21 protein-coding genes and 3 pseudogenes are annotated in these 26365 nt (G+C 63.3%); 3 read left to right on the top strand and 21 right to left on the bottom strand.

The window, feature by feature from the left end; all coding sequences use genetic code 11:
- Window positions 1-18: 18 nt before the first annotated feature.
- A complete protein-coding gene (locus tag D1F64_RS19465; protein ID WP_248304519.1) occupies window positions 19-948 on the top strand; it encodes a DMT family transporter in 930 nt (309 codons plus the stop codon).
- A gap of 165 nt (window positions 949-1113) precedes the next feature.
- On the opposite strand, the pseudogene serA reads toward D1F64_RS19465, so the two are convergent.
- Window positions 1114-2699, bottom strand: a pseudogene (serA, locus tag D1F64_RS19470) (phosphoglycerate dehydrogenase).
- A 186-nt stretch (window positions 2700-2885) separates the two neighbouring features.
- Window positions 2886-4057, bottom strand: a pseudogene (locus D1F64_RS19475) (phosphoserine transaminase).
- A gap of 171 nt (window positions 4058-4228) precedes the next feature.
- Here D1F64_RS19475 and D1F64_RS23590 point away from each other — a divergent pair.
- Complete coding sequence (locus D1F64_RS23590) at window positions 4229-5116, top strand: hypothetical protein (RefSeq protein WP_162901665.1); 888 nt, start codon at window positions 4229-4231, stop codon at window positions 5114-5116.
- Window positions 5117-5343: 227 nt separating this feature from the next.
- Here D1F64_RS23590 and D1F64_RS24015 read toward each other — a convergent pair whose 3' ends face one another.
- From D1F64_RS24015 to ybgC, 13 genes and pseudogenes are all read right to left on the bottom strand, one after another.
- Window positions 5344-5772, bottom strand: a complete 429-nt coding sequence (locus D1F64_RS24015; protein ID WP_205470541.1) for a hypothetical protein — start codon at window positions 5770-5772, stop codon at window positions 5344-5346.
- Window positions 5754-6071, bottom strand: coding sequence for a hypothetical protein (locus D1F64_RS24020; protein ID WP_205470542.1), 318 nt, complete (start codon window positions 6069-6071; stop codon window positions 5754-5756). Before D1F64_RS24020 ends, D1F64_RS24015 begins: the two co-directional genes overlap by 19 nt.
- A 142-nt stretch (window positions 6072-6213) precedes the next feature.
- The gene (locus D1F64_RS19485; RefSeq protein ID WP_117413774.1) at window positions 6214-6963 is read right to left on the bottom strand and encodes an outer membrane protein; all 750 of its coding nucleotides are present in this window, start codon (window positions 6961-6963) and stop codon (window positions 6214-6216) included.
- A gap of 554 nt (window positions 6964-7517) precedes the next feature.
- On the bottom strand, window positions 7518-8864 hold the full coding sequence (gene glmM, locus D1F64_RS19490; RefSeq protein WP_117413775.1) for a phosphoglucosamine mutase: 1347 nt from the start codon (window positions 8862-8864) through the stop codon (window positions 7518-7520).
- 190 nt (window positions 8865-9054) lie between these two features.
- Entirely contained in the window at window positions 9055-10977 is a 1923-nt protein-coding gene (gene ftsH, locus D1F64_RS19495; RefSeq protein ID WP_117413776.1) for an ATP-dependent zinc metalloprotease FtsH, read from the bottom strand.
- 113 nt (window positions 10978-11090) lie between these two features.
- Window positions 11091-12515: a tRNA lysidine(34) synthetase TilS gene (gene tilS / locus D1F64_RS19500; protein ID WP_162901666.1), complete on the bottom strand. Its 1425-nt coding sequence runs from the start codon at window positions 12513-12515 to the stop codon at window positions 11091-11093.
- The gene (ybgF, locus tag D1F64_RS19505) at window positions 12499-13473 is read right to left on the bottom strand and encodes a tol-pal system protein YbgF (RefSeq protein WP_205470543.1); all 975 of its coding nucleotides are present in this window, start codon (window positions 13471-13473) and stop codon (window positions 12499-12501) included. The genes tilS and ybgF overlap by 17 nt, the downstream gene beginning before the upstream one ends.
- A gap of 178 nt (window positions 13474-13651) precedes the next feature.
- On the bottom strand, window positions 13652-14119 hold the full coding sequence (gene pal / locus D1F64_RS19510) for a peptidoglycan-associated lipoprotein Pal (RefSeq protein ID WP_248304520.1): 468 nt from the start codon (window positions 14117-14119) through the stop codon (window positions 13652-13654).
- A gap of 208 nt (window positions 14120-14327) precedes the next feature.
- Window positions 14328-15595: pseudogene (tolB, locus tag D1F64_RS19515) on the bottom strand (Tol-Pal system beta propeller repeat protein TolB).
- Between the two features lie 177 nt (window positions 15596-15772).
- Entirely contained in the window at window positions 15773-16759 is a 987-nt protein-coding gene (locus D1F64_RS19520; RefSeq protein WP_117413779.1) for a cell envelope biogenesis protein TolA, read from the bottom strand.
- 2 nt (window positions 16760-16761) lie between these two features.
- Window positions 16762-17211, bottom strand: a complete 450-nt coding sequence (gene tolR / locus D1F64_RS19525) for a protein TolR (protein ID WP_117413780.1) — start codon at window positions 17209-17211, stop codon at window positions 16762-16764.
- Window positions 17212-17219: 8 nt separating this feature from the next.
- Window positions 17220-17933: a protein TolQ gene (tolQ, locus tag D1F64_RS19530; RefSeq protein ID WP_117413781.1), complete on the bottom strand. Its 714-nt coding sequence runs from the start codon at window positions 17931-17933 to the stop codon at window positions 17220-17222.
- A 328-nt stretch (window positions 17934-18261) separates the two neighbouring features.
- Complete coding sequence (gene ybgC, locus D1F64_RS19535; protein WP_117413782.1) at window positions 18262-18714, bottom strand: tol-pal system-associated acyl-CoA thioesterase; 453 nt, start codon at window positions 18712-18714, stop codon at window positions 18262-18264.
- Between the two features lie 37 nt (window positions 18715-18751).
- Here ybgC and D1F64_RS24025 point away from each other — a divergent pair, with 37 nt between their 5' ends.
- Window positions 18752-19756, top strand: coding sequence for a hypothetical protein (locus D1F64_RS24025; RefSeq protein ID WP_205470544.1), 1005 nt, complete (start codon window positions 18752-18754; stop codon window positions 19754-19756).
- Here D1F64_RS24025 and D1F64_RS19545 read toward each other — a convergent pair.
- The 6 genes from D1F64_RS19545 to ruvA form a co-directional block, all read right to left on the bottom strand.
- Complete coding sequence (locus D1F64_RS19545) at window positions 19726-20820, bottom strand: alkene reductase (RefSeq protein ID WP_117413783.1); 1095 nt, start codon at window positions 20818-20820, stop codon at window positions 19726-19728. The two genes, D1F64_RS24025 and D1F64_RS19545, sit on opposite strands and share 31 nt — an antisense overlap.
- Before the next feature lie 94 nt (window positions 20821-20914).
- On the bottom strand, window positions 20915-21520 hold the full coding sequence (locus D1F64_RS19550) for a TetR/AcrR family transcriptional regulator (protein ID WP_117413784.1): 606 nt from the start codon (window positions 21518-21520) through the stop codon (window positions 20915-20917).
- Between the two features lie 145 nt (window positions 21521-21665).
- Window positions 21666-23786 carry a methyl-accepting chemotaxis protein gene (locus D1F64_RS19555; protein WP_117413785.1) on the bottom strand — a complete coding sequence of 707 codons (2121 nt, stop codon included), beginning with the start codon at window positions 23784-23786 and terminating at the stop codon, window positions 21666-21668.
- A 265-nt stretch (window positions 23787-24051) separates the two neighbouring features.
- Window positions 24052-24207: a DUF3096 domain-containing protein gene (locus tag D1F64_RS19560; RefSeq protein ID WP_117414733.1), complete on the bottom strand. Its 156-nt coding sequence runs from the start codon at window positions 24205-24207 to the stop codon at window positions 24052-24054.
- A 141-nt stretch (window positions 24208-24348) separates the two neighbouring features.
- Window positions 24349-25392 (bottom strand): Holliday junction branch migration DNA helicase RuvB, encoded by a 1044-nt coding sequence (gene ruvB, locus D1F64_RS19565; protein WP_117413786.1) that lies wholly within the window; start codon window positions 25390-25392, stop codon window positions 24349-24351.
- 351 nt (window positions 25393-25743) lie between these two features.
- Window positions 25744-26361 carry a Holliday junction branch migration protein RuvA gene (ruvA, locus tag D1F64_RS19570; protein ID WP_117413787.1) on the bottom strand — a complete coding sequence of 206 codons (618 nt, stop codon included), beginning with the start codon at window positions 26359-26361 and terminating at the stop codon, window positions 25744-25746.
- Window positions 26362-26365 lie beyond the last annotated feature (4 nt).

Consider the following 26365-nt stretch of genomic DNA (forward strand, 5'->3'; position numbering starts at 1 on the left):
ACCACAGGAAACATGACCATGACCCAATCCGCCCGCATGACGCCCGCAAGCTGGGTGCTGCTGATCCTGCTCTCGGGCCTCTGGGGCGGGTCGTTCTTCTTCACCAAGATCGCGGTGGCGGAAATTCCGGCACTGACGCTGACCCTGGCGCGGGTGGCGATTGCCGCGCTCGCCCTGCATCTGGTGCTGCGCCTGCGCCGCATCGCCTTCCCCTGGACCCGCGCGGCCCTCGCCCCTTACGTGGTGATGGGGCTCTTGAACAACGCCGTGCCCTTCACGCTGCTCGCCTGGGGCCAGACCCATATCGCTTCCGGCCTCGCCGCCGTGCTCAACGCGATGACGCCGATCTCAACCGTCATCATCGCCCATCTGCTCACCGACACCGACAGGGCAACGCCTCAAAAGCTCGCCGGCGTGCTGATCGGCCTGGGCGGCGTCGCGGTGATGATCGGCCCCGAGGCGCTCGACGGCATCACCGAGAACGTGACCGCGCAGCTCGCCTGTCTCGCCGCCACGGTCTCCTATGCCTGCGCGGGGATTTTCGGCCGCCGCTTCCGGGGACAACCGGCGCTGGTCACCGCCACCGGCCAGCTCACCGGATCCTCCATCCTGATGCTGCCGCTGGTGCTGATCGCGGGTGGAGCGACCACCCTTGTGCCGCCGTCGGCACATGTCGCCGGATCGGTTCTCGCCCTGGCGCTGGTCTCCACCGCCTTCGCCTATATCCTCTATTTCCGCATTCTCGCCCAGGCCGGCCCGACCAATGTGGCGATGGTCACCTTCCTGGTTCCCGTCAGCGCCATCGTGCTCGGCGCGGCGTTTCTCGGCGAGGTCCTGGAACCGCGCCATTGGCTCGGGGTGGCGCTGATCGCCGTGGCGCTGGCGGCTATCGACGGGCGTCTTCTGGAGCGACTTCTGGAGCGTCTGAGGCGCACCCGCCTCGCCTGACCAGCAGTACAAATCCAATTCAAATCCGTGTCGAAAAACCCTCGAATTCGGATCAAAAAACGCTCAAAAGAAGCAAAATTAGTCTGGCCATTCGAAATGATTGAATCGCCCGCCCAACAAAAAAGCGGCCCCTTGGGGCCGCCTTCGCATCGCATATGTCTGTCCTCAGAACGCCAGTGATTTGGCCTGCTTGACCAACGGCAGCGCCGTGATCTTGTTCAGCACGTCGCCGTTGACCGGCCCGTCCACCTCGATCAGCGCGATGGCGTCGCCGCCTGCCTTGTCGCGGCCAAGGTTGAAGGTGGCGATGTTGACCCCGCCTCGCCGAGCAGCGAGCCGAACTGTCCGATGAAGCCCGGCTTGTCCTCGTTGGTGATATAGAGCATGTGCGGCCCCAGCTCAGCCTCCATGTTGATGCCCTTCACCTGGATGATGCGCGGCTTGCCGTCGGCGAACACCGTGCCCGCAACCGAGCGTTCCTGCCGTTCGGTGACCACCGTCAGGCGGATGTAGGTCTCATAGGCGCCCATCTGCTCTCGGCGGACTTCCTCCACGTGAATGTCGCGCTCCTTCGCCATCGCCGGGGCGGAGACCATGTTGACGGTCTGCAGCAGCGGCGTCAGCACGCCGGTCAGCGCGGCGGCCGTCAGCGCCTTGGTGTTCATGTCGGCGACCGCGCCCTCGTATTCCAGGCGCACGCCCTTGATGCCGCTCTCGGTCAACTGCCCAGCGAAGGAACCGAGCTGCTCGGCCAGCTTGACGAAGGGCGTCAGCTTCGGCGCTTCCTCGGCCGAGATCGACGGCATGTTGAGTGCGTTTGTGACGGCTCCGCTGATCAGATAGTCGGCCATCTGCTCGGCCACCTGCAGCGCCACATTCTCCTGCGCTTCCGAGGTGGCCGCGCCCAGATGCGGCGTGCACACCATGTTCGGCGCGCCGAACAGCACGTTCTCCTTGGCCGGCTCGTCGACGAAGACGTCAAATGCCGCACCCGCCACCTTGCCGCCGTCCAGTGCAACCCGCATGGCCTGCTCGTCGACCAGCCCGCCGCGCGCGCAGTTCACCACGTAGACGCCGTTCTTCATCTTCGCGATGGCGTCCGCTGAGATGATGTTGCGGGTCTTGTCCGTCAGTGGCGTGTGCAATGTGATGAAGTCGGCGCGGCGCAGCAGTTCATCGAGCTCCACCTTCTCCACACCGAGGTCCCGTGCCCGCTCGGATGACAGGAACGGATCGAAGGCGACGACCTTCATCTTCAGCCCGATGGCGCGGTCGGCGACGATCGAGCCGATATTGCCGCAGCCGATCAGGCCGAGCGTCTTGGCGGTGATCTCCACGCCCATGAAGCGCGATTTCTCCCATTTGCCGGCCTGTGTCGAGGCGTCAGCGGCGGGAATCTGGCGGGCGGCGGCAAACATCATGGCGATCGCATGCTCGGCCGTCGTGATGGCATTGCCGAAGGGCGTGTTCATCACGATGATGCCGCGGCTCGTCGCCTCGGGAATGTCAACGTTGTCGACGCCGATGCCGGCGCGGCCGATGACCTTCAGATTGGTGGCCGCCTTGATGATCTTTTCGGTGACCTTGGTCGCCGAGCGGATCGCCAGACCGTCATACTGCCCAATCACCTCGAGCAGCTTGTCCTTGTCCTTGCCCAGATCGGGCTGGAAATCGACCTCCAGTCCGCGATCGCGAAAGATCTGCACGGCGGCCGGGGAAAGCTTGTCGGAAATCAGAACTCTGGGAGCCATTTACGTGTTCCTCGCATGAGACCGCCGGTCCTTGAAATGTCGCGCGTCGCGCCAATCAGGCCTGTGGCTGTCCGGTCATTTGGATGGAAAAGACGAAAAGCTTTTGAAGCACCGGCCCAAAATCCGATGTCATCCAGGCTCTCCGTTTCACTGCGGCCGGGATGACATCGGATTCCAACGATTGCTTCACGCCGCCTCAGACAGCGCCGTTTTCTGCGTCGCAAAGGCCCAGTCGAGCCAGGGCGTCAGCGCGGCGACATCCGATGCCTCGACGGTCGCGCCGCACCAGATGCGGAAGCCCGACGGGGCATCGCGATAGGCCGCGATGTCATAGGCCACGCCTTCCGCGTCCAGCGCCGAGGCCATTGCCTTGGCGAACGCCGCCTGCGCCGCGTCATCCAGTGCGCAAACGTCCGGGTCGACGATCTTCAGGCACACGGAGGTGTTCGACCGGGTCGCCGGATCGGTCGCGAGAAAATCGACCCACGGGGTGGCTGCCACCCAGTCGGCGATGACCTTGGCGTTGGCATCGGCGCGGGCCATCAGGCCGGTGAGACCGCCGACGGACGCCGACCAGTCGAGCGCGTCGAGATAGTCCTCCACGCAGAGCATCGACGGCGTGTTGATGGTCTCGCCCTTGAAGATGCCCTCGATGAGCTTGCCGCCCTTGGTCATGCGAAAGATCTTCGGCAGCGGCCAGGCCGGCGTGTAGCTTTCCAGCCGCGCGACCGCACGCGGAGAGAGGATCAGCATGCCGTGCGCCGCCTCCCCGCCCAGCACCTTCTGCCAGGAGAAGGTCACCACGTCGAGTTTGGAGAAATCGAGGTTCTGCGCGAAGGCCGCCGAGGTGGCGTCGCAGATCGTCAGGCCGTCGCGGTCCGCCGGAATCCACTCCGCATCGGGAACCCGGACGCCCGAGGTGGTGCCGTTCCAGGTGAAGACCACGTCGCGGGAAAAGTCGACGGAGGTGAGGTCCGGCAGCGCGCCATAGCCCGCCTCGATCAGCCGCGCGTCGAGCTTGAGCTGCTTGACCACATCGGTGACCCAGCCCGAGCCGAAGCTTTCCCAGGCGAGCATGTCGACCGGGCGTTCGCCCAGCAGCGACCACAGCGCCATCTCGACGGCGCCAGTGTCGGACGCCGGCACGATGCCGATGCGATAGTCGGCGGGAACCCGCAGGATCTCGCGGGTTTTCTCGATGGCGTCGGAAAGCTTGGTCTTGCCGATCTTGGCGCGGTGCGAGCGGCCCAATGCCGCATCTTTCAGCGCCTCGACGGACCAGCCGGGCGCTTGGCGCACGGACCGGAGGAGAATCGGGGATTTTCCGGCCGCAGGGCCGGTTTGGCAGTCGCTGTCATGTCGCTATCCTCACAGATAGATGCCCCTCGTTGGGGAGGGGTGTCCCGCCAACTGGGTTATGCCTCTCGTGCGACAACGTCAAGCCGAACTTGGTTGAATTGCGATGCACATTTTACTAAGATCAAATTCTCACTCTTTCCTCGCTATGCTGAAAAAGTGATCTATTTTCAATGAATAGCATTATAGAAAAAATAATTGATATACTAATAAGTGAAAAATTGGAATCGGTCAAGATTCCAGTTGTACTGTCAGTATTGGGCGCGTTAGTTATTTTTTTATCAGACCGCCTCCCAGAACATGTTGCAGACAAAGGGACAATCAATTTAATAGGAACATTAATTTTATTTATAGGAATTGCGCTGATCATTATTGCATTTATCGACAAAGCTTTTGGGATTTCAATTCTTTCTGGCTTGGCCGATGGAACAATAAGCGGTCTTGTTGCGAGCTTCTCAGTCGCAGCGGCCTCCTTCGCACCGGTCGGATACTTCGATGAAGAAAATTTTTTCTTTTATCGCGTATTTATTTCCATTGTATATGGAATGCTCTACGGTGGCTTGGTAGGCGTATTTGTACTTTTTTTCAAAAAGGATTCTAGAGTCAATTTGCTTCGATACACCAGCCTTATAGTATTGCTATACATACTAATAATATATTTTTCAAGTAATTACGTATTTCATAGCATTCCAATAGTTAATTCTAGGCCAATAATGCTGGGTGAAATATTCATGATGCATGTATTATATATTCCTTTGTTCTTAGCACTCCATAATAAAAGCGTTTCTCAATTAAAAGATAAAACGTTTTTGATTTCATTTTCTCTTTCTACAATAATTTTATTGGTATTACTGAATACGGTAAAATTAAAAATAATTTTCGGAGACATCAATATCCAAGATCCCGAAATTAGGATTTGGAATATGGAATTTTACGCTGACTGGACGCCAAGCTTATACTCTTTTTGCTTTTTTATGGTAATATTTATACTGTATGCGTCAATAAATATTATAACTAGCTTATTAAAATACTATCCAGAAAACCAAACTATATCTGAATGAGCAACGTGTATCAGCCGCCGTCGATCTGACGGGTAACGGGTTGCCCAATCTCGCATCCCCCTCGGCCAGCCGACGCGCCCTACGGCTCATGACCCTAGCGAACGGCCGCCTTAGAGATCTGGCCGCCATTCGTCTGCCCGCGGCTGTCGGCTCGGACATAGGGCTGATCACGGAGAGCCAGGTTTTGTCTACCTAGGAACGGACGGACGGCTGCGTGTGGTGCGCCGCTAGCGCAGATAGCCCGACAGCAGCGCCATGGCCGCGAAGCCGCCGGCGAAGGCGGCGGTCGAGATCCAGCGCGGCGGTTGCGGCGCATCGCCTTCGGGCAGCACATCCTCGACAGTCGCCAGCAGCAACAATCCGATGATGAAAGCCAGCGCCGCGCTCTGAAACCACGCGCCGCCACCACGCAGCAGCACAAAGCCGAAGAGGGCGCTGGCGAGCGTCGGCACGAGCAGCAAACCGGCCATCGCCATGCGCCGCCAACGCGGCATACGGTCATCGCGGAAGTTCGCTGTCGCGGCGAAACCACCGGGAATATTGGCGACCGCCTGGGTGGCGCCAATCAGAAAGCCGAGCTCCGTGCCCACCGCCGATCCCGCCCCCGTCATCATTCCATCGCTGAAAAGATCGGCCATTACGGCGAAATAGACCATCCACGCGCCGCGGCTTCCCGCGCCCGCCCTCCACCGCGCCCAACCGGCCCCCGATAGAGCATGACGGAGACAAAGGCCCCGGCGAGAAAGGCCAGAACCAGCAGCCACATGGGCGCGGATTGCAGGATCCGCGGCATCAGGTCGATGCTGACGAGCGCGATGGCCACGCCGGCGGCCCCATGCAGCGCCGCGCCGAGCAGCCAGCGCGGCGTGTGAATGCATTCGGCAAGCAGGCTGCCGGCGAAATTGCCCAGGACGGGCAGCAGGGCGAAGATCAGGACGGTTGTTGTATCGGACATGCAGCCGATCAAGCCATCCGCGAGGCCCCGCGTAAAGGATCCAGGTCAAACGCCGTGGATGCATCGCATCACCGCTGATCGCTCGAACGCGAGACGGCGGGCCTGAGCCCGCCGTCTGACGTTTTGTCTGTAAAGACGTCGATCAGTTGAAGTTGTAACGAAGACCGACGCGCAGCTCGTGGGCGTAAATGTCCTTGTACTCGATCTTCGCAGGCGCGAAGGCCTGGACCACGCCGGATTCGGCGCTGCCCAGCGAGCGGAACTGGTAGCCCGCGTCGAGCGTCATGTTCGGCGAGAGATCGAAAGCCGCACCGGCCATCAGCGCCCAGGCCAGATTCCACTTGCTTGCGCCCCTGTAGGTGCCGGTGGCGCCGTTCGGGTTGTAGAACCGCACGTTGCTGGTGGTCAGATAGGACGCACCGATACCGGCACCGACGTAGGGCGTCACGCCGTGCCAGGTGCCGATGTCGAAGTAGGCATTGAGCAGGACGGTCCAGGCATCGATATCCGCGCTTTCACGCGAAAATCCGTCGGCAAGCAAGGCACCGCAGGGGTTGGGACAGAGCGCCTCTCCACGGAAACCTGCTGGGAACTCGTAGTCCACCGTCAGATCGGTGCGGAACCAATCGTTGACGCGGTAGCCGACGCCGGCGCCAACCGTGAACGTGGAATCGAGGTGCTCGTTGCGGAACGCGCCGACACCATTAGCGTTAAAGCGGGCCTCCGGAGCGTGATAGATTTTCGCGCCGATATCACCGCGCAGATACCAGCCACCGTAGGGGATGGGATCCGGCTCGGGGATGTAGTCGATAATGTCGGCGGCACTTGCCAGCGTCGGGAGAGCGAGCACGACGCTGACGGTTACGAAGAAGATGTTCCTCAGGCTGCTCATCTCGCACCCTTTCCTAATACGCTGGCGATACCCGAAACCAGCAATGAACCAAAGATTGACGAGGAGAGGATGCGCCGAGAAATATTAATACTGACTTAACCCTAACAAATTTCGAAAAATTAGAGTATTAACAAAGGATTTACGGAATTCCCTTTGTTAGACTACTGTTAACCATAACGGCACGCTCGCACGCCGCGCGGAAAGAAAGCAGGCAAGAGACTTCACCAAATACAGCAGTCATACCATTGAAAAATAACAGTTATTCTGCAACTCCTGTGGCGCCATCAATTCTGTTTCCTGATGAAAGTACCGAGGCTCTCGCGCCGCGGCGGCGGCGATAAGTGCCCTTACGGAAGATAATTTTCAATTTTCGTATGCTTAACGAGCATCTCGAATCCGGCGCTTCATGGTTAAGGAAACCTTTATTCGCCCGAAACCGTGAAATCAGGAGCGCACGGACATGCGCACGCATTTACCATGACTGGCAGCCAATCAGCCGGATGCGGAATGATGATTACTGCGAAAAAGAGCCGGGAGATGGGGCCGCGTGCCGCTCAGGCGGCGACGTTGGAGACCGCGGCGCAGATGTCATCGACAACCGCGTTGACGAGCGTTTCGTCATCGCCCTCGCCCATCACGCGGATCAGCGGTTCGGTGCCCGAGGGCCGGATGACCAGGCGGCCGGAGTTGCCCAGCCGAAGGCCGGCATCGGCAATGACATGCTTGACCGCTTCGTCGTCCAGCGGCGCGCCGGAGGAGATCCGGACGTTCTTCATGATCTGCGGCACCGGCTCGAACCGGCGGCACACGTCGGAGACCGAGCGGCCCTCCTGCTGCACCACGGCCAGCACCTGCAGCGCCGCCACCAGCCCGTCGCCGGTGGTCGAGAAGTCGGACAGGATGATGTGGCCCGACTGCTCGCCGCCGACGTTGTGGCCATGCTGGCGCATGTGCTCGGCCACGTGGCGGTCACCCACCTTCGTGCGCACCAGCGACAGGCCGTGGCCCGCGAGATAGCGTTCCAGGCCGAGATTGGACATGACGGTGGCGACGATGCCCGGCTGCGTCAGCCGTCCCGCCTTCTGCCAGCTTTCCGCGACAACGGCCATCAACTGATCGCCATCGACGACCTCGCCCTTCTCGTCGACGAGGATTACCCGGTCGGCGTCGCCATCGAGCGCGATGCCGATATCGGCGCGCAGCTCCTGAACCTTCTTCTGAAGAGCGGCGGTGGAGGTGGAGCCGCAATCCTTGTTGATGTTGATGCCGTCCGGGTCGACGCCGATGGAAAACACCTCCGCGCCCAGCTCCCACAGCGCCAGCGGCGCAACCTTGTAGGCGGCGCCGTTGGCGCAGTCGATCACCACGCGAAGCCCCTCGAGGCTCATGTTGCGCGGCAGCGTGCGCTTGGCGAACTCGACGTAACGATCGTGCACGCCGTCGACGCGCTTGGCGCGGCCCAGATCGGAGGGGCCGGCGAGCTCACCCGACATGTCGCTCTCGATCAGGCGCTCGATGCGGGCTTCGACCTCGTCCGACAACTTGAAGCCGTCGGGTCCGAATATCTTGATGCCATTGTCCTCGAACGAATTGTGCGAGGCGGAGATCATCACGCCGATATCGGAGCGCAAGCTCCGCGTCAGCATGGCCACGCCCGGCGTCGGAATGGGCCCGAGCTGAAACACGTCCATTCCGGCGGAGGTGAAGCCGGCCACCAGCGCCGTCTCGATCATGTAACCCGACAGCCGCGTGTCCTTGCCGATCACCACGCGATGGCGATGACCGCCGTTGCGGAACACCACGCCCGCGGCCATACCCACCTTCATGGCGATTTCCGGCGTGATGGGCCAGCGGTTGGCCTGCCCGCGAATTCCATCCGTGCCGAAATAACTGCGTGTCATCGCTTCGCCGTGTCCAGTGGTTTGGGTGTTGTTTTTAATACTGCGTATTCTAGCAAGGATTGGTTCAAAAATTGTTTTCTTCTGTGACAGACGTGAACGCCGCGCGATCCTCCGCCCGTTCCCGCTCATAGAAAAGGACCCGGCTGCGAGCCGGGTCCTTGTACTTTCTGTCAGGGCGAATACGCCGCCATCAGCCTTGCGGCTGAGGCTCCAGTCCGCCAGCGGCCTCGCCGCCGTCCTTCTTGGTCGAGCCGGTTTTCGGAACAGCGGATGAACGGCCGACCGGCTGGTCGTCATCCGTCTCGCGCACCGGCGGCTTGCCCACGAGCAGGCCCTTGATCTCGTCGCCCGACAGCGTCTCGTATTCGAGCAGGCCCTCGGCGATCGTCACCAGTTCGTCCTGGAAGTCCGTGAGCACCTTCTTCGCCGTCTCGTAGCCGGTGTTGACGAAGCCTTTGATCTCCGCGTCGACCAGTTTCTGGGTCTCGTCGGAAACATGCTGGCTGCGCGCCACCGAGTGGCCGAGGAAGACCTCTTCCTCGTTCTCGCCGTACATCAACGGCCCCAGCTTGTCGGACATGCCGAACTGCGTCGCCATGGCGCGAGCAAGCTTGGTCGCCATCTGGATGTCGCCGGACGCGCCTGATGTGACCTTCTCGTGACCGAAGATCATTTCCTCGGCCACACGCCCGCCCATGGCCACCGCCAGATCGGCGTGACACTTGGCCCGGGTCAGCGAGACCTGGTCCTTCTCCGGCAGGCGCATCACCATGCCCAGCGCGCGGCCGCGCGGAATGATCGTCGCCTTGTGGATCGGATCCGACGCCGGCATATGCAGCGCCACCAGCGCGTGCCCGGCCTCGTGATAGGCGGTCAGCTTCTTCTCTTCCTCGGTGAGCGCCAGGGTGCGGCGTTCCGCGCCCATCATCACCTTGTCCTTGGCGTCCTCGAACTCGGCCATCATCACCAGCCGCTTGCCGCGGCGCGCGGCGAGAAGAGCCGCCTCGTTGACGAGGTTCATCAGATCGGCGCCGGAGAAACCCGGCGTACCGCGCGCGAGAACCTTCAAGTTCACGTCCGGCGCCAGCGGCACCTTGCGCACATGCACCTTGAGGATCTTCTCGCGGCCGGTGAAATCGGGGTTCGGCACCACGATCTGGCGATCGAAACGGCCCGGGCGCAGCAGCGCCGGGTCGAGCACATCGGGACGGTTGGTCGCCGCGATCAGGATCACGCCTTCATTGGCCTCGAAGCCATCCATCTCGACGAGCAGCTGGTTCAGCGTCTGCTCGCGCTCGTCGTTGCCGCCGCCCAGGCCCGCGCCACGATGGCGGCCCACGGCGTCGATCTCGTCGATGAAGATGATGCAGGGCGCGTTCTTCTTCGCCTGCTCGAACATGTCGCGCACACGGGATGCGCCGACGCCGACGAACATCTCGACGAAATCGGAACCGGAGATGGTGAAGAAGGGAACGTTAGCCTCGCCGGCGATGGCGCGCGCCAGCAGCGTCTTGCCGGTGCCCGGAGGGCCGACCAGCAGCACGCCGCGGGGGATGCGGCCGCCCAGGCGCTGGAATTTCTGCGGGTCGCGCAGGAACTCGACGATCTCCTCGAGATCCTCCTTGGCTTCATCGACGCCGGCGACATCCTCAAAGGTGACGCGGCCATGGGCCTCCGTCAGCATCTTCGCCTTGGACTTGCCAAACCCCATGGCCTTGCCGCCCGAGCCCTGCATCTGGCGCATCACGAAGATCCAGATACCGAGAATGATCAGCATCGGAGCCCAGGAAATCAGGGTCCCGATCAGCGAGATGCTCTCGGTCTTGGGCTTGGCGGAAATCAGCACGCCCTTGGAGCGCAGCAACTCGACATATTGGGCGTTGTCCGGCGCATAGGTCTGGAACGTGCCGCCGTTGGCGAAGCGTCCCGCGATCTGTTGCTGCTGGATTGTGACCTCCCGCACCTCGCCCTGTTCCGCCTGATTGAGGAACTGGGAGAAGGGAATGTCATTGGTCGCCGTGCGCTGGCTCGGATTCTGGAACAACTGGAAAAGCGCGATCAACAGAAGACCGATGATTACCCACAGTGCGAAATTCCGGAAATTTGCGTTCATATCGACCCTTTTGCCGCCTGCGGGCGGCAGTAATATCTGTCACATGTCGCGACCACCTGCCCACAAGATAGGCCGCGGCATGCCAGCGGACAAGACGCGCATGATGAATGGGTTCATGTCTTTTTTTTGTTAAGAGGCGGCAGGATACCGCGCCCTTCGTTAAAATTCACAAGACCCTCTGTGAATTCAACGATGCGGCGCGCCAGCCGCGCCGTCATTTGCGGCAACGCGTCGCGCGTGCACCAGCCCCCGCCATGGCTCCGCATCCGCCTGCGCGCGCGCCGGCAGGACGAACCCCGGCAACGCCACAAGCGCGCCGCCGGCGAAGATCGCGGGCGCGCTGTCGAACACCGCGCGCGGCCAGCCGTCCTGCGGATCCAGGCCCGCACGACGCAAGCCGCCTTCCCCAGCGCCGCGACCCGCACGCCCTCCGAGGCAGCCTCTTCCAGCGAGACCTGGAAACGCCGGTCCCAGACGCCGCGCTCGCCGGGCGCCAGATCGAGCGCCCGCGGCGGGTTGCGTCCGGCCTCGCGGCAGATCAGCACCGCGCCCTTGCGGCGCAGCAGGAGACAGTCGCCAAGCGTCCGCGTCACCGATGCCTCACCGGAGGGATCCGTCAGCGCGGCGACGGCACCCTCGAGCGCGCTCAGCCGCGGAACGTATGCCGCGCCGGAGCAATCGCGCACCAGCCGCGCGAACAGCCGCAACACGATCTCCTCCGGCAGTCCTTCAAGCGCCGTAAGATCAAAGCGGCACGGACCGGCCTCATGGCGCTCCACATGCGCGCGCATCACCGCGCCGACCCAGCTGTCCAGCGCGTCGGCCGCCCGCTTCATCGACCGCGCGGTCGCCGCCAGACGCTCCGCGCCCAGCCCCGCCTCCTCCAGCACCGGCAGCAGCGCGCGCATGGCAACCCGGCGATATCGCGGATCGGCATTGGAGGGATCCTCGCACCAGTCCAGATTCGCGGCGCGCAGGCTCGCGACCAGCCGCGCCTTGGGCAGATCCAGAAGCGGCCTGCAGATGGTCACGCCGTCACGCGTGCTTGATGGCGCCATGGCCGCGAGCCCGTAGGCGCCGCTGCCGCGCGCCAGCCTGTCGAGAAAGGTTTCCGCCTGATCGTCGCGATGATGGGCCAGCACCAGCGCGTCGGCGCCGCAGGCACGCATCGCGTCGCGCATCAGCGCGAACCGCGCGTCGCGCGCCGCCTTCTGGATGCCGGAGGCGGGCTTGTCGCCCTCCCAGCGCAAAATACGGTGTTCAAGGCCGCAGAAAGCGCAACGCCGGGCGACGGCAAGCGCCTCATCGGCCGCCTCCGGCCGCAGCCCGTGATCGACGGTGAAGACGATTGCGTCGGGCACGCGCGCCTGCCGGGATCGCCATTGCTGGAAAAAATGCAGAAGAGCGGAGGAATCCGCGCCGCCGGAGACGGCCAGCGCCAGTTTTCGACATTGCCGAAGCGGCGCGAACACGGCGTCGATCTCGTGTTCCGCGAGCGGGCCGTCAGACGGCCCCGGCGCGTCAGGAACAACCGGCACTCTTCTGCTCCGCCCGCGCGCGGTTGAGCACCGCCGGCGCGCCATCGGGATATTTGGCCAGAAGCTCGGAATAGGTGGCGCAAGCCGCATCACCCTGACCGAGGCTGCCAAGCGACAAGCCGAGCTTCAGCAGGCTGTCGGGCGCCTTCCCGGTTTCGGGGTAGTCCGTATAGGTCTTGAGAAACGCGTCCGCCGCCTCGCGGTACTGGCCGCTGCCGTAGTAGCTCTCGCCCATCCAGTATTGCGCGTTCGAGGCCAGCGGATCATCGGGATAATCGTTGAGGAACTGCTGAAAGCTCTGGATGGCCTGCGCATAATCGCCGTTCAGCACCTGATTGTAGGCGCGATCGTAGTCATCGCGCGCAATCCCCGTGGTCGGGGCCAGAACAAGCTGGCCGATGGCGTCGCCATCCGTGGCCGCCGGGTCGTCGGAGCCGCGCACGCCGGGAAGCGCCTCGCCCGGCCGCCCTCCGGCATTCGCCGAGCCGGTGGCGAGAGCGGAAAGATCAAGAGGCCGGCCCGAGGGGAGCGGAAGATCACCGCCGCCGGTGCGTGCGGCCTCACGCTGCTCGATTTCACCGAGCGACTGGGGCGGCGCGCCAAGTTGCGCCGAGCCCGCGGTGTTGATGTTGCCCTGAGAGCCTTGCGGGCTCTGGGACGGGCTCACCTCGGAACGGCTGCGCGGGGCGCCTCCGCCTTCCAGTTCCTGGAACCGGAACTCGGTGTCTTCCTGCGCGCGCCTGAGCTGATCCTGAAGCTCGCGCACCTGGTGGCTCAGTTCCTCGATCTGGCCGGTCAGCGCCCGCATTTGCTCCTCGACGCGGTTGATCCGGACCACCGCTTCCCCTTCGTTGCGCGACGAGGAACCGAAAAACCCACCCTGCGCCATCGCCGGCGTCGCCAGCATCGCCGCCAGAAGCATTCCGGCAAGGGCGCGTAGATAAACGTTCATCTGCATCTCGTACTTCCGTGGCTGTCTGCGCGATACCATGACCTAGCATAAGTCGCCGGGACTTCGGCTAAAATTTGACGCGCCGCGCCGCGTCCGGATGCTTGCCGGAAATCCGGGCACAAAAAAACCGGCGGCCGAAAGGCCGCCGGTTCGTAGTATTGAATGCGTCAGGCGATCCGTTCGATCAGCTTCCCGCGTTGTTGATCACGGTCACCGCGCGGCGGTTCTGCGACCAGCAGGAGATGTCGTTGCACACCGCCACGGGGCGTTCCTTGCCGTAGGAGATCGTCCGCATCCGGGTTGCCGGGACACCCTGGCTGACCAGATAGTCCCGCGCGGCTGTCGCCCGGCGGGCGCCCAGCGCGATGTTGTACTGTCGCGTGCCGCGCTCGTCGGCGTGGCCTTCGATCGTGACGGCGTATTTCGAATACTTCTGCAACCAGCGCGCCTGAAGATCGAGCGTTGCGCGACCTTCCGGCGTCAGGTCCGAGCTATCGACCGTGAAAAGCACGCGATCGCCCACGTTGACGACAAAGTCCTGCGCCGTGCCCGGCGTAACCGCGCTGTTGGCAATGCTGTCCGGTCGAGTCTGCGCGCAGGCAGCAACACTGAGAGCGGCCGCGACAAGCGCGACAAATCGAATTCCACGCATGAAAGTCCCGTTCGTCTTCATAATTCCCGCAACTCCTGACCCCCACCGCCCCTCTAGGGTTAAAGATACCCTATCGCGGGATGGTTAAGCAGCCGTTGGCGGAAATGGTTAACCAAACATTAATCCGCGACGACGCCGATTTTCATTTTCCGAGACGGACGGCCGTTTCGCCGCCGTCTCGTGTTCGTGCGAGGGTAGGCCCCCGACCCTATTCGATCAAGGGCGACCAGGCGGGGTCGGAGGCGAAAGCCGCCGTGCCCACGCGCTGTTCATTGTACCCGGTAAGATCCACGGTCCACAATTGCGGCCCGCCATTGGCGCCCGGCGTGTCGCGGAAGAACATCAGCACCCGGCCGTTGGGCGCCCATGTCGGTCCCTCGTTGTGGAAGCCTTCCGTGAGGATCCGCTCACCCGAGCCGTCGGGCCGCATGACGCCGATCATGAAGCGGCCCTGGTGCTGCTTGGTAAAGGCGATGAGATCGCCGCGCGGCGACCACACGGGGTGGAGTAGTGACCCGGCCCAAAGCTGATCCGGTTGGGCGCGCTGCCGTCGGCATTCATCACGTAGAGCTGCTGGCTGCCGCCACGGTCGGATTCAAAGACGATCTGACTGCCATCGGGCGAATAGGACGGACTGGTGTCGATGGAAGCCGAATTGGTCAGCCGCGTCTTGTTGCGCGAACGCAGGTCCATCAGGTAGATGTTGGCGTTGCCCTCCTGCTGCAGGCTCATGACGATGCGCTGGCCATCCGGCGAGAACCGGGGCGCAAAGGTCATGTTGGGGAAGTTGCCGACAACCTCGCGCTGACCCGTCTCGATATTGAGCAGATACACGCGCGGCTCGCCGCCCGCATAGGACATGTAGGTGACTTCCTGGCTGGTCGGCGAGAACCGAGGCGTCAGCACCAGATCGTCGCCGGACGTCAGATAGCGCACGTTGGCGCCGTCCTGATCCATGATCGCCAGCCGCTTGACACGCTTGTCCTTCGGACCGGTCTCGTCGATGAAGACGACGCGCGTGTCGAAATAGCCCTTCTCGCCGGTCAGCCGCTCGTAGATCGCGTCCGCGATGATATGCGCCAGCCGCCGCCAGTGCTTGGGCGTGGTGAAATACTGCTGACCCACCATCTGTTCGCCGGCGAAGACGTCCCACAGGCGGAATTCCGCACGCAATCGACCGTCGCCCTGGGTGGTGATGGTGCCGGACACCAGAGCCTGGGCCGCAATGATCCGCCAGTCGCCGAAACGCGGCTGGGTGTTCACGTCCATGTCTTTCTGGATGAAGCTCTTCGGATCGAGCGGGCGGAACAGGCCGGAGCGTTTCAGATCCGCCACAACCACACCGACAATATCGGCGGAGATCTTCGAATCCACGCCGCCAAAGGTCGGAATGGCGATCGGCAGCGGCTCGATGTTGCCGCCGCGAATATCGATTTCCACCAACGCACTGGCCGGCCGCGCCAGCGCCGCCGCCATCAGGACCGCCAGCGCCAGCGTGCGCGCCACCCGGGCCGCGAAGAGCCCGCTCGCGCCGGTCATCCGGCCAAATTTACTAAACTGCATCATCGACAGATACCTCGTGTCGTCTTCGCGTTTCTCGTCCCTGCAGCCAATCAACGCGCGCCTCGCCGCTTCGTTCAAATCGGAGCGCGCTCAATAGGCCTGCTTCGGATAGAAATTGACCACCACAGTGCTCCAACCGTTCACACCGCCGAATTTGTCGCGCGGCAGGAACGCGAACGTCTCTTCCTGGTCGACCCGGCTGACCGCAGTCACGGCCGCCCGGGCCAGCGCGTCGAATTTCGGATACGAATGCGAATTGATGACCTGCGGCCGCCCCACAAGGCGCCCGTCCTGGGACAGGCTGAACTGGATCGTGATATTCAGATCGTCCGGATAGTCGTCGCCCCAGTAGTAAAACCTCTGACGGATCTTTGTAATCAGCAACTCCATTTCGCTGGCCGTCAGCCGGCCGGTGTCCTTCGACAGCTGGCTGCCCAGCGACGCGGGCTCCGGGCTTGGCTCGGCCGCTCCGCCGCGCGGCTCGACCTTGTTGAGCAGCGCCGCGATGTTGTTGGGATCGAATTTCTTCTCCGGCTTCTCGGGCGTATCCGGGGTCCGCGGCGTCTGCGGCATCGCCTTGGCGACCTGCACCGGTTTCGGCGGCGTCGGCTTGGTGCGCGGCGTGACCTTCACGGGCTCGGGCACCGGCTCCGGCTTGGCCGCCTCGACAACGGGCTCCTTCGCCGGCTCGGGCTCCGCCTGCGGTTCCGGCGCGGGCGCAGGTTCGCTGACAGGCTCCGGCTCGGGTGTGGGCGCCGGTTCGGCGACAGGCTCGGGCGCGGGTTCCGGCGCGGGCGGCGGGGCGTTCGTCGCCTCCCTGGCGGGCGTGTCGCCGGGCTTTTCGGCCTCTGTCGGTGTTTCGGACGGCTTCTTTGCCGGCTCCGGCCGGGCTTCCTCGCGTTGTTCGGCATCCCGCGCGCCGATGCGCAGACGCGTTATGTCCTCGATGGGCACCAGATCAACGGGCAGGGACTCGACGTTGGCCACCTCAAAGCGCTCCGCCGCCGGAAGCGCCACGAGCCCCCATGCGAGAATGGCCAGATGACCCACCGCCGATGCCACGAACCCCGCGCGCATGGTCAGTTGCCCTGCTCCTCAAGCGTCACCAGACCGATGCGCGTGAATCCGGCCGCATTGATTCGTCCCATGATCCGCATCACCGTTCCGTAATCCGCGTCCCGGTCGCCGCGCACATAGATGCGCTCTTCGTACCCATTGGCGGCGATCGCGATCAGCTTTTCGACAATTTCCGTCGGATCGATTTCCGTATCCTGGATGAACACCCCACCGTCATTCTTCACCGAAATGGTGATCGGCTCGCTGTCACCTTGCAGCGGTTTGGCACGCGATTGGGGCAGATCAATGGGCACGCCAACCGTCAGCAGGGGCGCGGCCACCATGAAGATGATCAAGAGCACCAGCATCACGTCGACAAACGGCGTGACGTTGATCTCGCTCATTGGCTGATGACGGCGGCCGCGGCCGCGCCGCGAACTCCGTCCCCCGCCCGTTCCCATTTGTGCTCCCATGATTCAGTTCACATCCGTTCGTCGATTTGGCGGGACAGGATGGCGGAGAACTCGTCGGCAAAGCCTTCCAGCCGGCTGGCCAGCTTGCCGCTCTCACCGGAGAACTTGTTGTAGGCGATGACCGCGGGAATGGCCGCCAAGAGGCCAAGCGCGGTGGCGAACAGCGCTTCCGCGATGCCCGGCGCCACGACGGCCAGATTGGTGTTCTTGGACGCGGCAATGGCCTGGAACGCCGTCATGATGCCCCAGACCGTGCCGAACAGGCCGATGAACGGCGCAGCCGAACCCACCGTCGCCAGCACCAGGAGCCGTCCCTCCAGCCGCTCCATCTCGCGGGTGATGGTCACGTTCATCACCCGGTCGATGCGCTGCTGCAGGCTGTGGATCGCCGGACGGGCGCCTTCGTGGCTGCGCTTCCATTCGCGCATCGCGGCGACAAACAGCGCCGCCATGGCGTGGTTCGAGCGATTGGACAGTGTCTGGTAGAGATCCTCCAGCGACTGGCCCGACCAGAACACCGTCTCGAAGCGGTTCATCTGCCGGCGCGTGCGCGCATACAGGATGGCCTTGTCGACAATGATCGCCCAGCACCAGACGGACGCCACCATCAGTCCAACCATGACAAGCTGAACGACGATATGCGCTTCCAGAAACAGGGACAGAAAAGAAATATCGCCGTTGGGCGCGGCGAGTTCAGTTTGCGCAAAGGCTGCGGATATCATTCAAGGGACCTCTTGTCCGTGGCCAGCGCCGGGACATGGCTGGACCGTTCTTCGCTTCAAACCATCAACGGCTCAAACGCGCATCCGGCCTTCTCGCCTGCTTCTGTGGCGATGGAATTTGGCGAAACCGGGGCTGAATCGCGGGTTCCTGTCCGATCGACCCCTGCACCGGGCATGCGGCATCGCACGCAGATCCCGCGGCGAACACCACGTCTACAAAGCCATCGTTATGGTTACGGAAGACTTAAAATCGCGCCGGATCCAAGCGTTTCCCTTGGTCTTACGACGGAATTTCGCGCGATGACGGACGGAATGGCCACCTGGCCGGCTATTGCTGCAGGCGCGCTGCCAGGTCCTTCGGCATGCGGCGCGGTTTTCCCTCCGCGTTGATCACCGCCGCCGTGACCCGCGCCTTGATCAGCACCTCGGCCCCGCGCCGCACTTCCTGGGCAAGCACCAGCCGCGCGCCGCGCGCCTGCTCGCACACGGTGTGCACTTCGAGCACGTCATCGATGCGAGCGGGCTTGAGAAAATCGATGTCCATGTGCCGCACGGCAAACGCCAGACGCTCGCCGGCAAGGCCTGCGTCGAGTTGGTTGTGATGAATGCCGCACAGGCGCAGGAAATCGGAACGGCCCCGCTCCATGAACCGCAAGTACGACGCATGATAGACGACGCCGGAGAAATCCGTGTCCTCATAGTAGACGCGCACGGCCAGGAGGTGCCCCTCGCCGGTCAGGGCGCCGGCGAGATCCGGCCAGCGGTCATCGGGTCCGGTCATGCGTCCACTCCTCCTGTGTGCCGGGCGAACCCCGCCCATGGCATCGATCCCGCGTCATCCGGCAATCGGGCGGCCCCGTCAAGCCGCCCGGGTGTCTTCAGGCACCGATCGTCGCCGGGCGCCACCACCCGGCGCCGCAAGACAGACCATGGCCGGTTGTCTCCAAGTCCAACTCGCAAAAAAGATGATTATCGCGCCCGGCTTTGCTAAACCTGAGGCATCCGCAAAAACACCAAGGTCCTTTCAACGAGCACAAGCCATGCCAATTTTCCATCATCCGGCGCGCGCCGTCCTGTTTGTCGCGTACCTGTTCGCTGCCTTCGCACCGCCGGCCGCCCATGCGCAAAATGCGTCCGTGACCCTGTCCGGCGAGGTCTGGGTCGACAACTGGTTCCAATTCTACGCGAACGGCAAGAAAGTGGCCCAGGACAGCGTTTCGATCCGCACCGAACGTTCGTTCAACGCCGAGCGTTTCACCTTCAAGACCAAATTGCCGGTCACGCTTGCCTTCGAATTTCGCGATTTCATGCAGAATGAAACCGGGCTCGAATACATCGGCACCCGCCGGCAGCAGATGGGCGACGGCGGCGCAATCGCCCAGTTCACGGATACCAAGACAGGCAAGGTGATGGCGGTCACGAACAGTTCCTGGCGGTGTCTGACCGTGCAGCACGCGCCCGTCGACAAGTCGTGCGCCAGGGAGCGCAATCCGACCGTCAACAAGGGTGCATGCAAGCAAAAGGTCGTCAGCCGGCCGAGCAACTGGACCGCGCCGGGCTTCGACGACTCGCGCTGGCGCAAGGCCTCAACCCATTCGAAAAGCAGCGTGAGCCCGAAGGACGGCTACAACCGGATCCGCTGGTCGCGGTCGGCGAAATTCATCTGGGGCCCGGATCTCGAACGTGACAACATCGTGCTGTGCCGTCTGACGGTCGGGGATAGCGCGCCAAACGCAAAACGTCCGCCCGAAGACTTTCCGGGCGGACGATCTGTTCAACAGCCGCGGAGTGGTCAGGCGGCCTTGTCGTCGAGGAACGGATAATCCGTGTAGCCCTCGCGGCCACCGCCATAGAAGGTATCGCCGTCCCAGGCGTTGAGCGGAGCGTCCTTCTCCAGCCGCTCGGCCAGATCCGGGTTGGCGATATAGAGCTTGCCGAAGGCGACGAGATCCGCCCGGCCCTCTTCTACCGCATCCAGCGCCATCTGGCGGTCATAGCCGTTGTTGGCCATGTAAAGACCATCGAAGCGCGCTTTCAACGCCGCGAGATCCGCACCCTCGGGCAGCGCGCGGTCGCCGCCGGTCTGGCCTTCGACCATATGCAGGAAGGCGAGACCAAGACCGCTGATGCGATCGACCGCCGCGGTCGCCAGGGCGACCGGGTCGCTGTCCTCGATCGCATTGGCGTTCGAGAACGGGCTCAACCGCACGCCGACGCGTCCGGCGCCAAGAACCTCCACCACGGCCTCGACGACCTCGCCAAGCAGACGCACGCGGTTTTCCAGCGAGCCGCCATAGGCGTCGGTGCGCTTGTTGGAGCCATCGCGCATGAACTGGTCGAGCAGATAGCCGTTGGCGGCGTGAATCTCCACGCCGTCAAAGCCTGCGGCATCGGCGTTGCGCGCCGCCTTGCGGTAGTCCTCGATGACGCGCGAGATCTCGGTCAGTTCCAGCGCGCGCGGCGTGGAGGTCTCGACAAAACCCGTGCCGTCGAAAGTGCGCGACGCGGCCGCGATTGCCGAGGGCGCCACGGGGGGCTGACCGTCAAGCAGCGAGGTGTGCGAGATGCGTCCCACGTGCCAGATCTGGGCGACGATCCTGCCACCCTTGAGATGCACCGCATCGGTAACCTTTTTCCAGCCTGCGACCTGGGCTTCGGAATAGATCCCGGGCGTCCAGGCGTAGCCCTTGCCTTCCGGACTGATCTGGGTGCCCTCGGTGATCAGCAGCCCGGCGCCGGCGCGCTGGGAATAATACTCGGCATGAAGTTCATAGGCCGCGTCGTCCTCGGCCCGCGCCCGGTTGCGAGTGAGCGGCGCCATGACGACACGGTTGGCGAGCGCGATGTCGCCGGCCTTGATGGGGGTGAAGAGCTTTGCTTGGGTCATGTCAGGTCCTTTTGGTCTGCAACAGTCAACGTATTATTGAACCGATCGTTCCATTATTCGGCGCAAGTCGGGCGTGTTTGGGCGGTTCCGTCCCCTAGCTTGCCTGAGTGCCGATGAGGGCGCGGCCCTGATCGAGCATGGCTTCCAGTCGCGCCGAGGGCACGCCGGCCTTTCTCAGGACGATGATGCCGAGGCCCAGCGCCACGATGGCGCCAGCCCGGTCGGCCGCTCCATCGGGATCATCCGGCGAAAGCGCCCGGGCGAAGAGAGCCTCGATCCGCGCCAGATGCCGGCGGCTGAGATCCGCCACATCCGGTGCGTGCGGCGCGACTTCGGACACCGTGTTGGCGAACATGCAGCCACGCTCGCCGCCGGTCGGATCCGCAAGCGCTGTGATCATGCGCGGCACGGCCTCCGCGGCGGGACCGTCCGCCATCTGCGAAAGCGCCGCGTAAGCCGCGTCGGAATAACTCTGCAAAGCGGCCATCAGCACGTCGTGTTTGGAACCGAAGCAGCCGTAGAACGACGAACGGCTGATGCCCATTGCTTCGGTGAGCGCAGCGATCGAGCTTGCCTCATAGCCCTGGCGCCAGAACAGCTCAAGCGCCGCCTTCAGCGCCGTCGCCTCGTCAAAGGCGCGCGGACGCCCGGGCCCGCATTGGGGCTTGTGGTGCTGTCGCGATGATGTTCCGGTGCTCATGACTCCAATGTGGACCGTATGTTCCAGAATACAAGAGCTGCTCGAGGAATGCCGACTGCAATCCCGTTTCGCCCGACGCAAAACCGCCGCCGCCGGAATGATCCGCCGGCAAGCGTCTGTTGGCCGTGCGCGATGTGGGACGGTTTTACGCCGCCGCGACGTCGGTCAGGAACCGGTCGATGGACGTGCGCAGCGCCGTGGACGCCTGCTTCATGTCCCTGGTGACCGCGCTCATGGCGTCCGCCGAACGGGAGCTTTCGCTGACATCGCCGTTGAGCGAGGACACGGCTTCGGTTACCAACAGCGTGCCTTGAGCCGCCTGCGAGACATTGCGCGCGATCTCGTTGGTGGCGGACCCCTGTTCGCGCACCGCTTCCGCGATTGTCGCGGTGTAGCGGTTGACCTCGTCGATGGCCTCGGTCACCGAACCGATCTCGCCGACCGCTTCGCTGGTGGACGTCTGGATACCGGCGATCTGGCTTGAGATTTCCTCGGTCGCCTTCGCGGTCTGCGACGCAAGTTCCTTCACTTCCGCCGCCACCACGGCGAACCCCCTGCCGGCTTCGCCCGCGCGCGCCGCCTCGATGGTCGCATTGAGCGCCAGAAGATTGGTCTGTTCGGCGATATCGGAGATCAGCTTGACCACGTCGCCGATGCGGTTGGCGGCTTCGGCCAGGCCGCCGATCTTGGCGTTGGAGGACGACGCGCTGGTCGCGGTCGTCTCGACGATCGTCGCCGTGGTCGCGACCTGACGCGAAATTTCCTCGATCGAGGCGTTGAGCTCCTCGGTGGCCGAGGCGACGGCCTGCACGTTGTGCGAGGCGCGCTCGGATTCCTGCACCGCTTCGGCGCCACGCGCCGCAGCCGTGGCCGAACGTTCGGTGAGCCCCACCGCCGTGACGGCGACCTTCTCGAAATTGTCCTCGACCATCTCCAACACCGACTGAACCTCCGCGCGGAACGACTGGATCATCGAGTCGATGGCCTTTTCGCGCGTTTCCCGCGCGATGTGCCCGGCCTTTCTTTCTTCCGCCAAACGCTCGCGCTCAAGCGAGTTCTTCTGGAAAATCGCGACGCTGCGCGCCATCTCGCCGATTTCGTCGGCCCGGTCGGCGCTCTTGATCTCTGCCGAGAGATCACCTTCCGCGATCCGCTTGGAGACAACGGACAGGGCCGCGAGCGGCGCGAACATCCGCGTCGCCAGCCACCACATCAGACCGATGATCGGCAACAGGCACAACAGCCCGGCGATGGAAACGCCGGTGGTAATCGTCGATGCCGCCTCGGACAATTCGTCCAGGGTGACCGCTTCGACAACGGTGAACTGCTTGCCGAGGAAACTTTCGATGGCCGAATGAAACCGCCACTCCCGACCATCGATCGACACAGCATCGTCAGCGAGGCGGATCTCCTCGAACTTGAGAACTGTCGCTGCCGCATCCGAACCGTCCGTGGCAAAACGGATCGCCATGCCGTCGCCATTGACGAGCATCGTGCGTTCGGTTTCACCGATACCGGTCGCGTCGTTCAGAATCGCCGCGAGCCTGTCCATCTTGATGGTGAAGGCGAGCGCGCCGAAAAATCTGTCGAGATAGAACACCGGCGCCGAAACGACGGCGGAGACATCGCCCGCCTGTGAGACCTGAAATCCGGAGAAGAAGAGGCTGTCCGGCTTGAGCGTTTCGTCAGCCGCCGCCGCATACAGCGGCTTGAGCGCGATGCTCACCGCGTTGTCCGCGAGCTCCGGCGCCGCGACGGCGCGGGCGAAGTCCTCACCCTTGCGGTAGCTGTAGACGATGTTTGCGTCGGTGTTGCCGATGGCCACATCGCTGAATAGTCCCTGTCCGACCAGCGCGCCGATGGCATCGTGAATAATCACGTGCGAGCTCGTGTAGTAGTTCTTGGCCTCCGGCTCCATCAGCAAATGGCGCTCGCCATCCGGATGCGGGTTCTTGGCGATGAACATCTCGCGCAGCTGGGCGCTCTGGTTTTCCTTCAGGTTCTTCCAGCCGGCACCCATCTTCAGGATGCTGTCCTTGGCCGCCGGCAGGGAGACATAGTTGCGCACGCCGTCGCCGATCTGCTGCATGGCGAGCGACATGGACTTGCGCTTGCCGATCGTGGCGCTTGTCAGCGCCTTGTCAGCCTGCTCATTGGCAACGGAACTGGCCAGTTGCGATGCCGTCAGCACCAGCGCGGAACACAGCACGATGGCCCCGGCAAGAAACAAGAGCACCAGCTTTGTCGAAAGTCGATTGCGCAGCATGAAAACCTCCCGAATTCAGGTTTCCAAATAGCGCGGAAATCAAAAAGGAAGACTTAAGACAGGAGCATTCGCGAGACGTCACAATCCTCGCATCCTCCTGATATCAATACGATATTGTACGTACTTTGCACAATTTGAAAAATTTCCGCCCCTTGGACGCATCTTCCGCAGCAGGAAACAACCGCAGCATGAAGACCGCGCAAACACCGTTCGCGCGTCCATCAAGACGCCACGTCAAGGGCGGAAACGACAAGGTACAACAGCGTCAGGCGATGATCTTCGTGAGAACGCCCAAGCCGATCAGGCCGGTGATGATGAGATAGATCGCCACGATGAAGCTGAGCAGCCGCGGCATCAGCAGGATCAGGATGCCGGCGATGAGGGCGACGAGCGGCGCGATATGCGCGGAGGTGATGAGCATGAAATTCTCCTGGAATGTGGCGCCGCATCCCGGCAGCAAAGGCGGCGCCCGGGATGCGGAACTGAAAAGGCGCGACGATACACGGACGATTGTCGCATCTTAAACGACCGGGCGAGGATTTGGTTGCGGAATATCAGTCGCTCAGTCCGGCGCCTCTTCCTGGAACAGTCCCATCTGCGGCGTGGCGATGGCGGGCGGCACGGCAAGGCCGAGATGGGCGAAGCTCTTGGGCATCAACAGGCGGCCGCGCGGCGTACGCTGGATGAACCCCTGCTGCAGCATGAAAGGCTCGACGATGTCCTCGATGGCGTCGCGCGGCTCCGACAACCCCGCGGCGATCGTCTCGATGCCGACCGGGCCGCCACCGAAATTCTCCGCGATCATTGAGAGGTAGCGGCGATCAAGTGAATCCAGTCCGGCCTTGTCGACCTCGAGCTGGTTGAGCGCCTTGTCGGCGATCTTCGCGTCCACGGCGTCCTGGCCGGCGACAACGGCGAAATCGCGCACCCGGCGCAGCAGACGTCCGGCGATGCGCGGCGTGCCGCGCGCGCGCTTGGCGATCTCGTTGGCGCCATCGTCCGTCATCCCGATGCCGAGAATGCGCGCGCCGCGCCGCACGATCAGTTCCAGTTCCTCGACGGTGTAGAAATTCAACCGCACGGGAATGCCGAAGCGGTCGCGCAAGGGTGTGGTCAGCAGACCGAGCCGGGTGGTGGCGGCGACCAGCGTGAACTTCGACAGATCGATCTTCACCGAGCGCGCCGCCGGCCCCTCGCCGATGATCAGATCGAGCTGGAAGTCTTCCATGGCGGGATAGAGAATTTCCTCCACCGCCGGGCTGAGCCTGTGAATCTCGTCGATGAACAGCACGTCGCGTTCCTCGAGATTGGTGAGCAACGCCGCAAGGTCCCCGGCCTTGGCGATGACGGGGCCGGAGGTGGCGCGAAAGCTCACGCCCAATTCGCGCGCCATGATCTGCGCCAGCGTGGTCTTGCCCAGCCCGGGAGGACCGACGAAGAGCACGTGGTCGAGCGCCTCGCCACGCGCCTTGGCCGCCTCGATGAACACCGACAGATTGGCGCGCGCCTGCGCCTGACCGACGAACTCGCCGAGCGCCAGCGGCCGCATGGAGCTGTCCGGCTCGTCGCCGCGTTCCCGGGGCGTGACGACTCGATCATCGCTCATGGGTGGGCCCCAGCGTTGAATTGCGGGAAACGGGCTCGGTTTCGAGACGGCTCGTGGGGCGTTCGGCGTTTGCCGCCCATCCTTCGAGACGCCCGTGTGCCACGGGCTCCTCAGGATGAGGTTGGGGGTTTGGCGGGCATGACAAAGCGGCCTTGCGCACGCACCCCATCCCGAAGGGTCGCGTCCAGAACGATGTCGACACAGTGCTCGCCGCCCCCTCAACCTCATCCTGAGGAGGCGCGCCAGCGCCGTCTCGAAGGATGGGCCACGCACCGGGACCGTACGGCACGCGCCTCGCCCCAAGCACGACGCGCGTGCCGATGGCTCGCGGAAAGACCAATGTGTCCCCGCTCATGACGACAGTTCCTTGAGGCCGAGACGGATGAGCGTGGCGGTGCCCGCGTCCTCACCCGCGCTGCGCTGCGCGCTGGCGACAGCGGCGGCGGCCTGCGGCCCCCCATAGCCTAGATTGACAAGCGCGGAGACAGCATCGGCCACCGGGCGCGGGGCGGTCTTCCCGGCGATCTCGGACGCCAGTTGGACGGTGCCGCTATCCGCATCCGCGAAGGCCGGGGCCTTGGCCTTGAGCTCGGTGACGATGCGCTCGGCGACCCGCTTGCCGACTCCCGGCGCGCGCGCGATGGTGACCTTGTCCTGCAGCGCGATGGCGTTGGCGACCTCGCCGGGCTTGAGGATACCGAGAATGCCGAGCGCCACCTTGGCGCCCACACCCTGCACCGTCATCAGCATGCGGAACCACTCGCGCTCCAGATCGGAGGCAAAGCCGAACAGCCGGATCTGGTCCTCGCGCACATAGGTCTCGATGGAAAGGACCGCCGCCTCGCCGACCGGCGGCAGGCCCTGCAGCACCCGGGAGGGACATTGCACGTGATAGCCGACGCCATGGACGTCGAGGATCACGAAATCCTCGCCGTAGCTGTCGATGACGCCCTTGAGTTTGCCAATCAAGCCC

Origin of the sequence: Breoghania sp. L-A4, assembly GCF_003432385.1 — a bacterium.
Taxonomy (GTDB): Bacteria; Pseudomonadota; Alphaproteobacteria; order Rhizobiales; family Stappiaceae; genus Breoghania.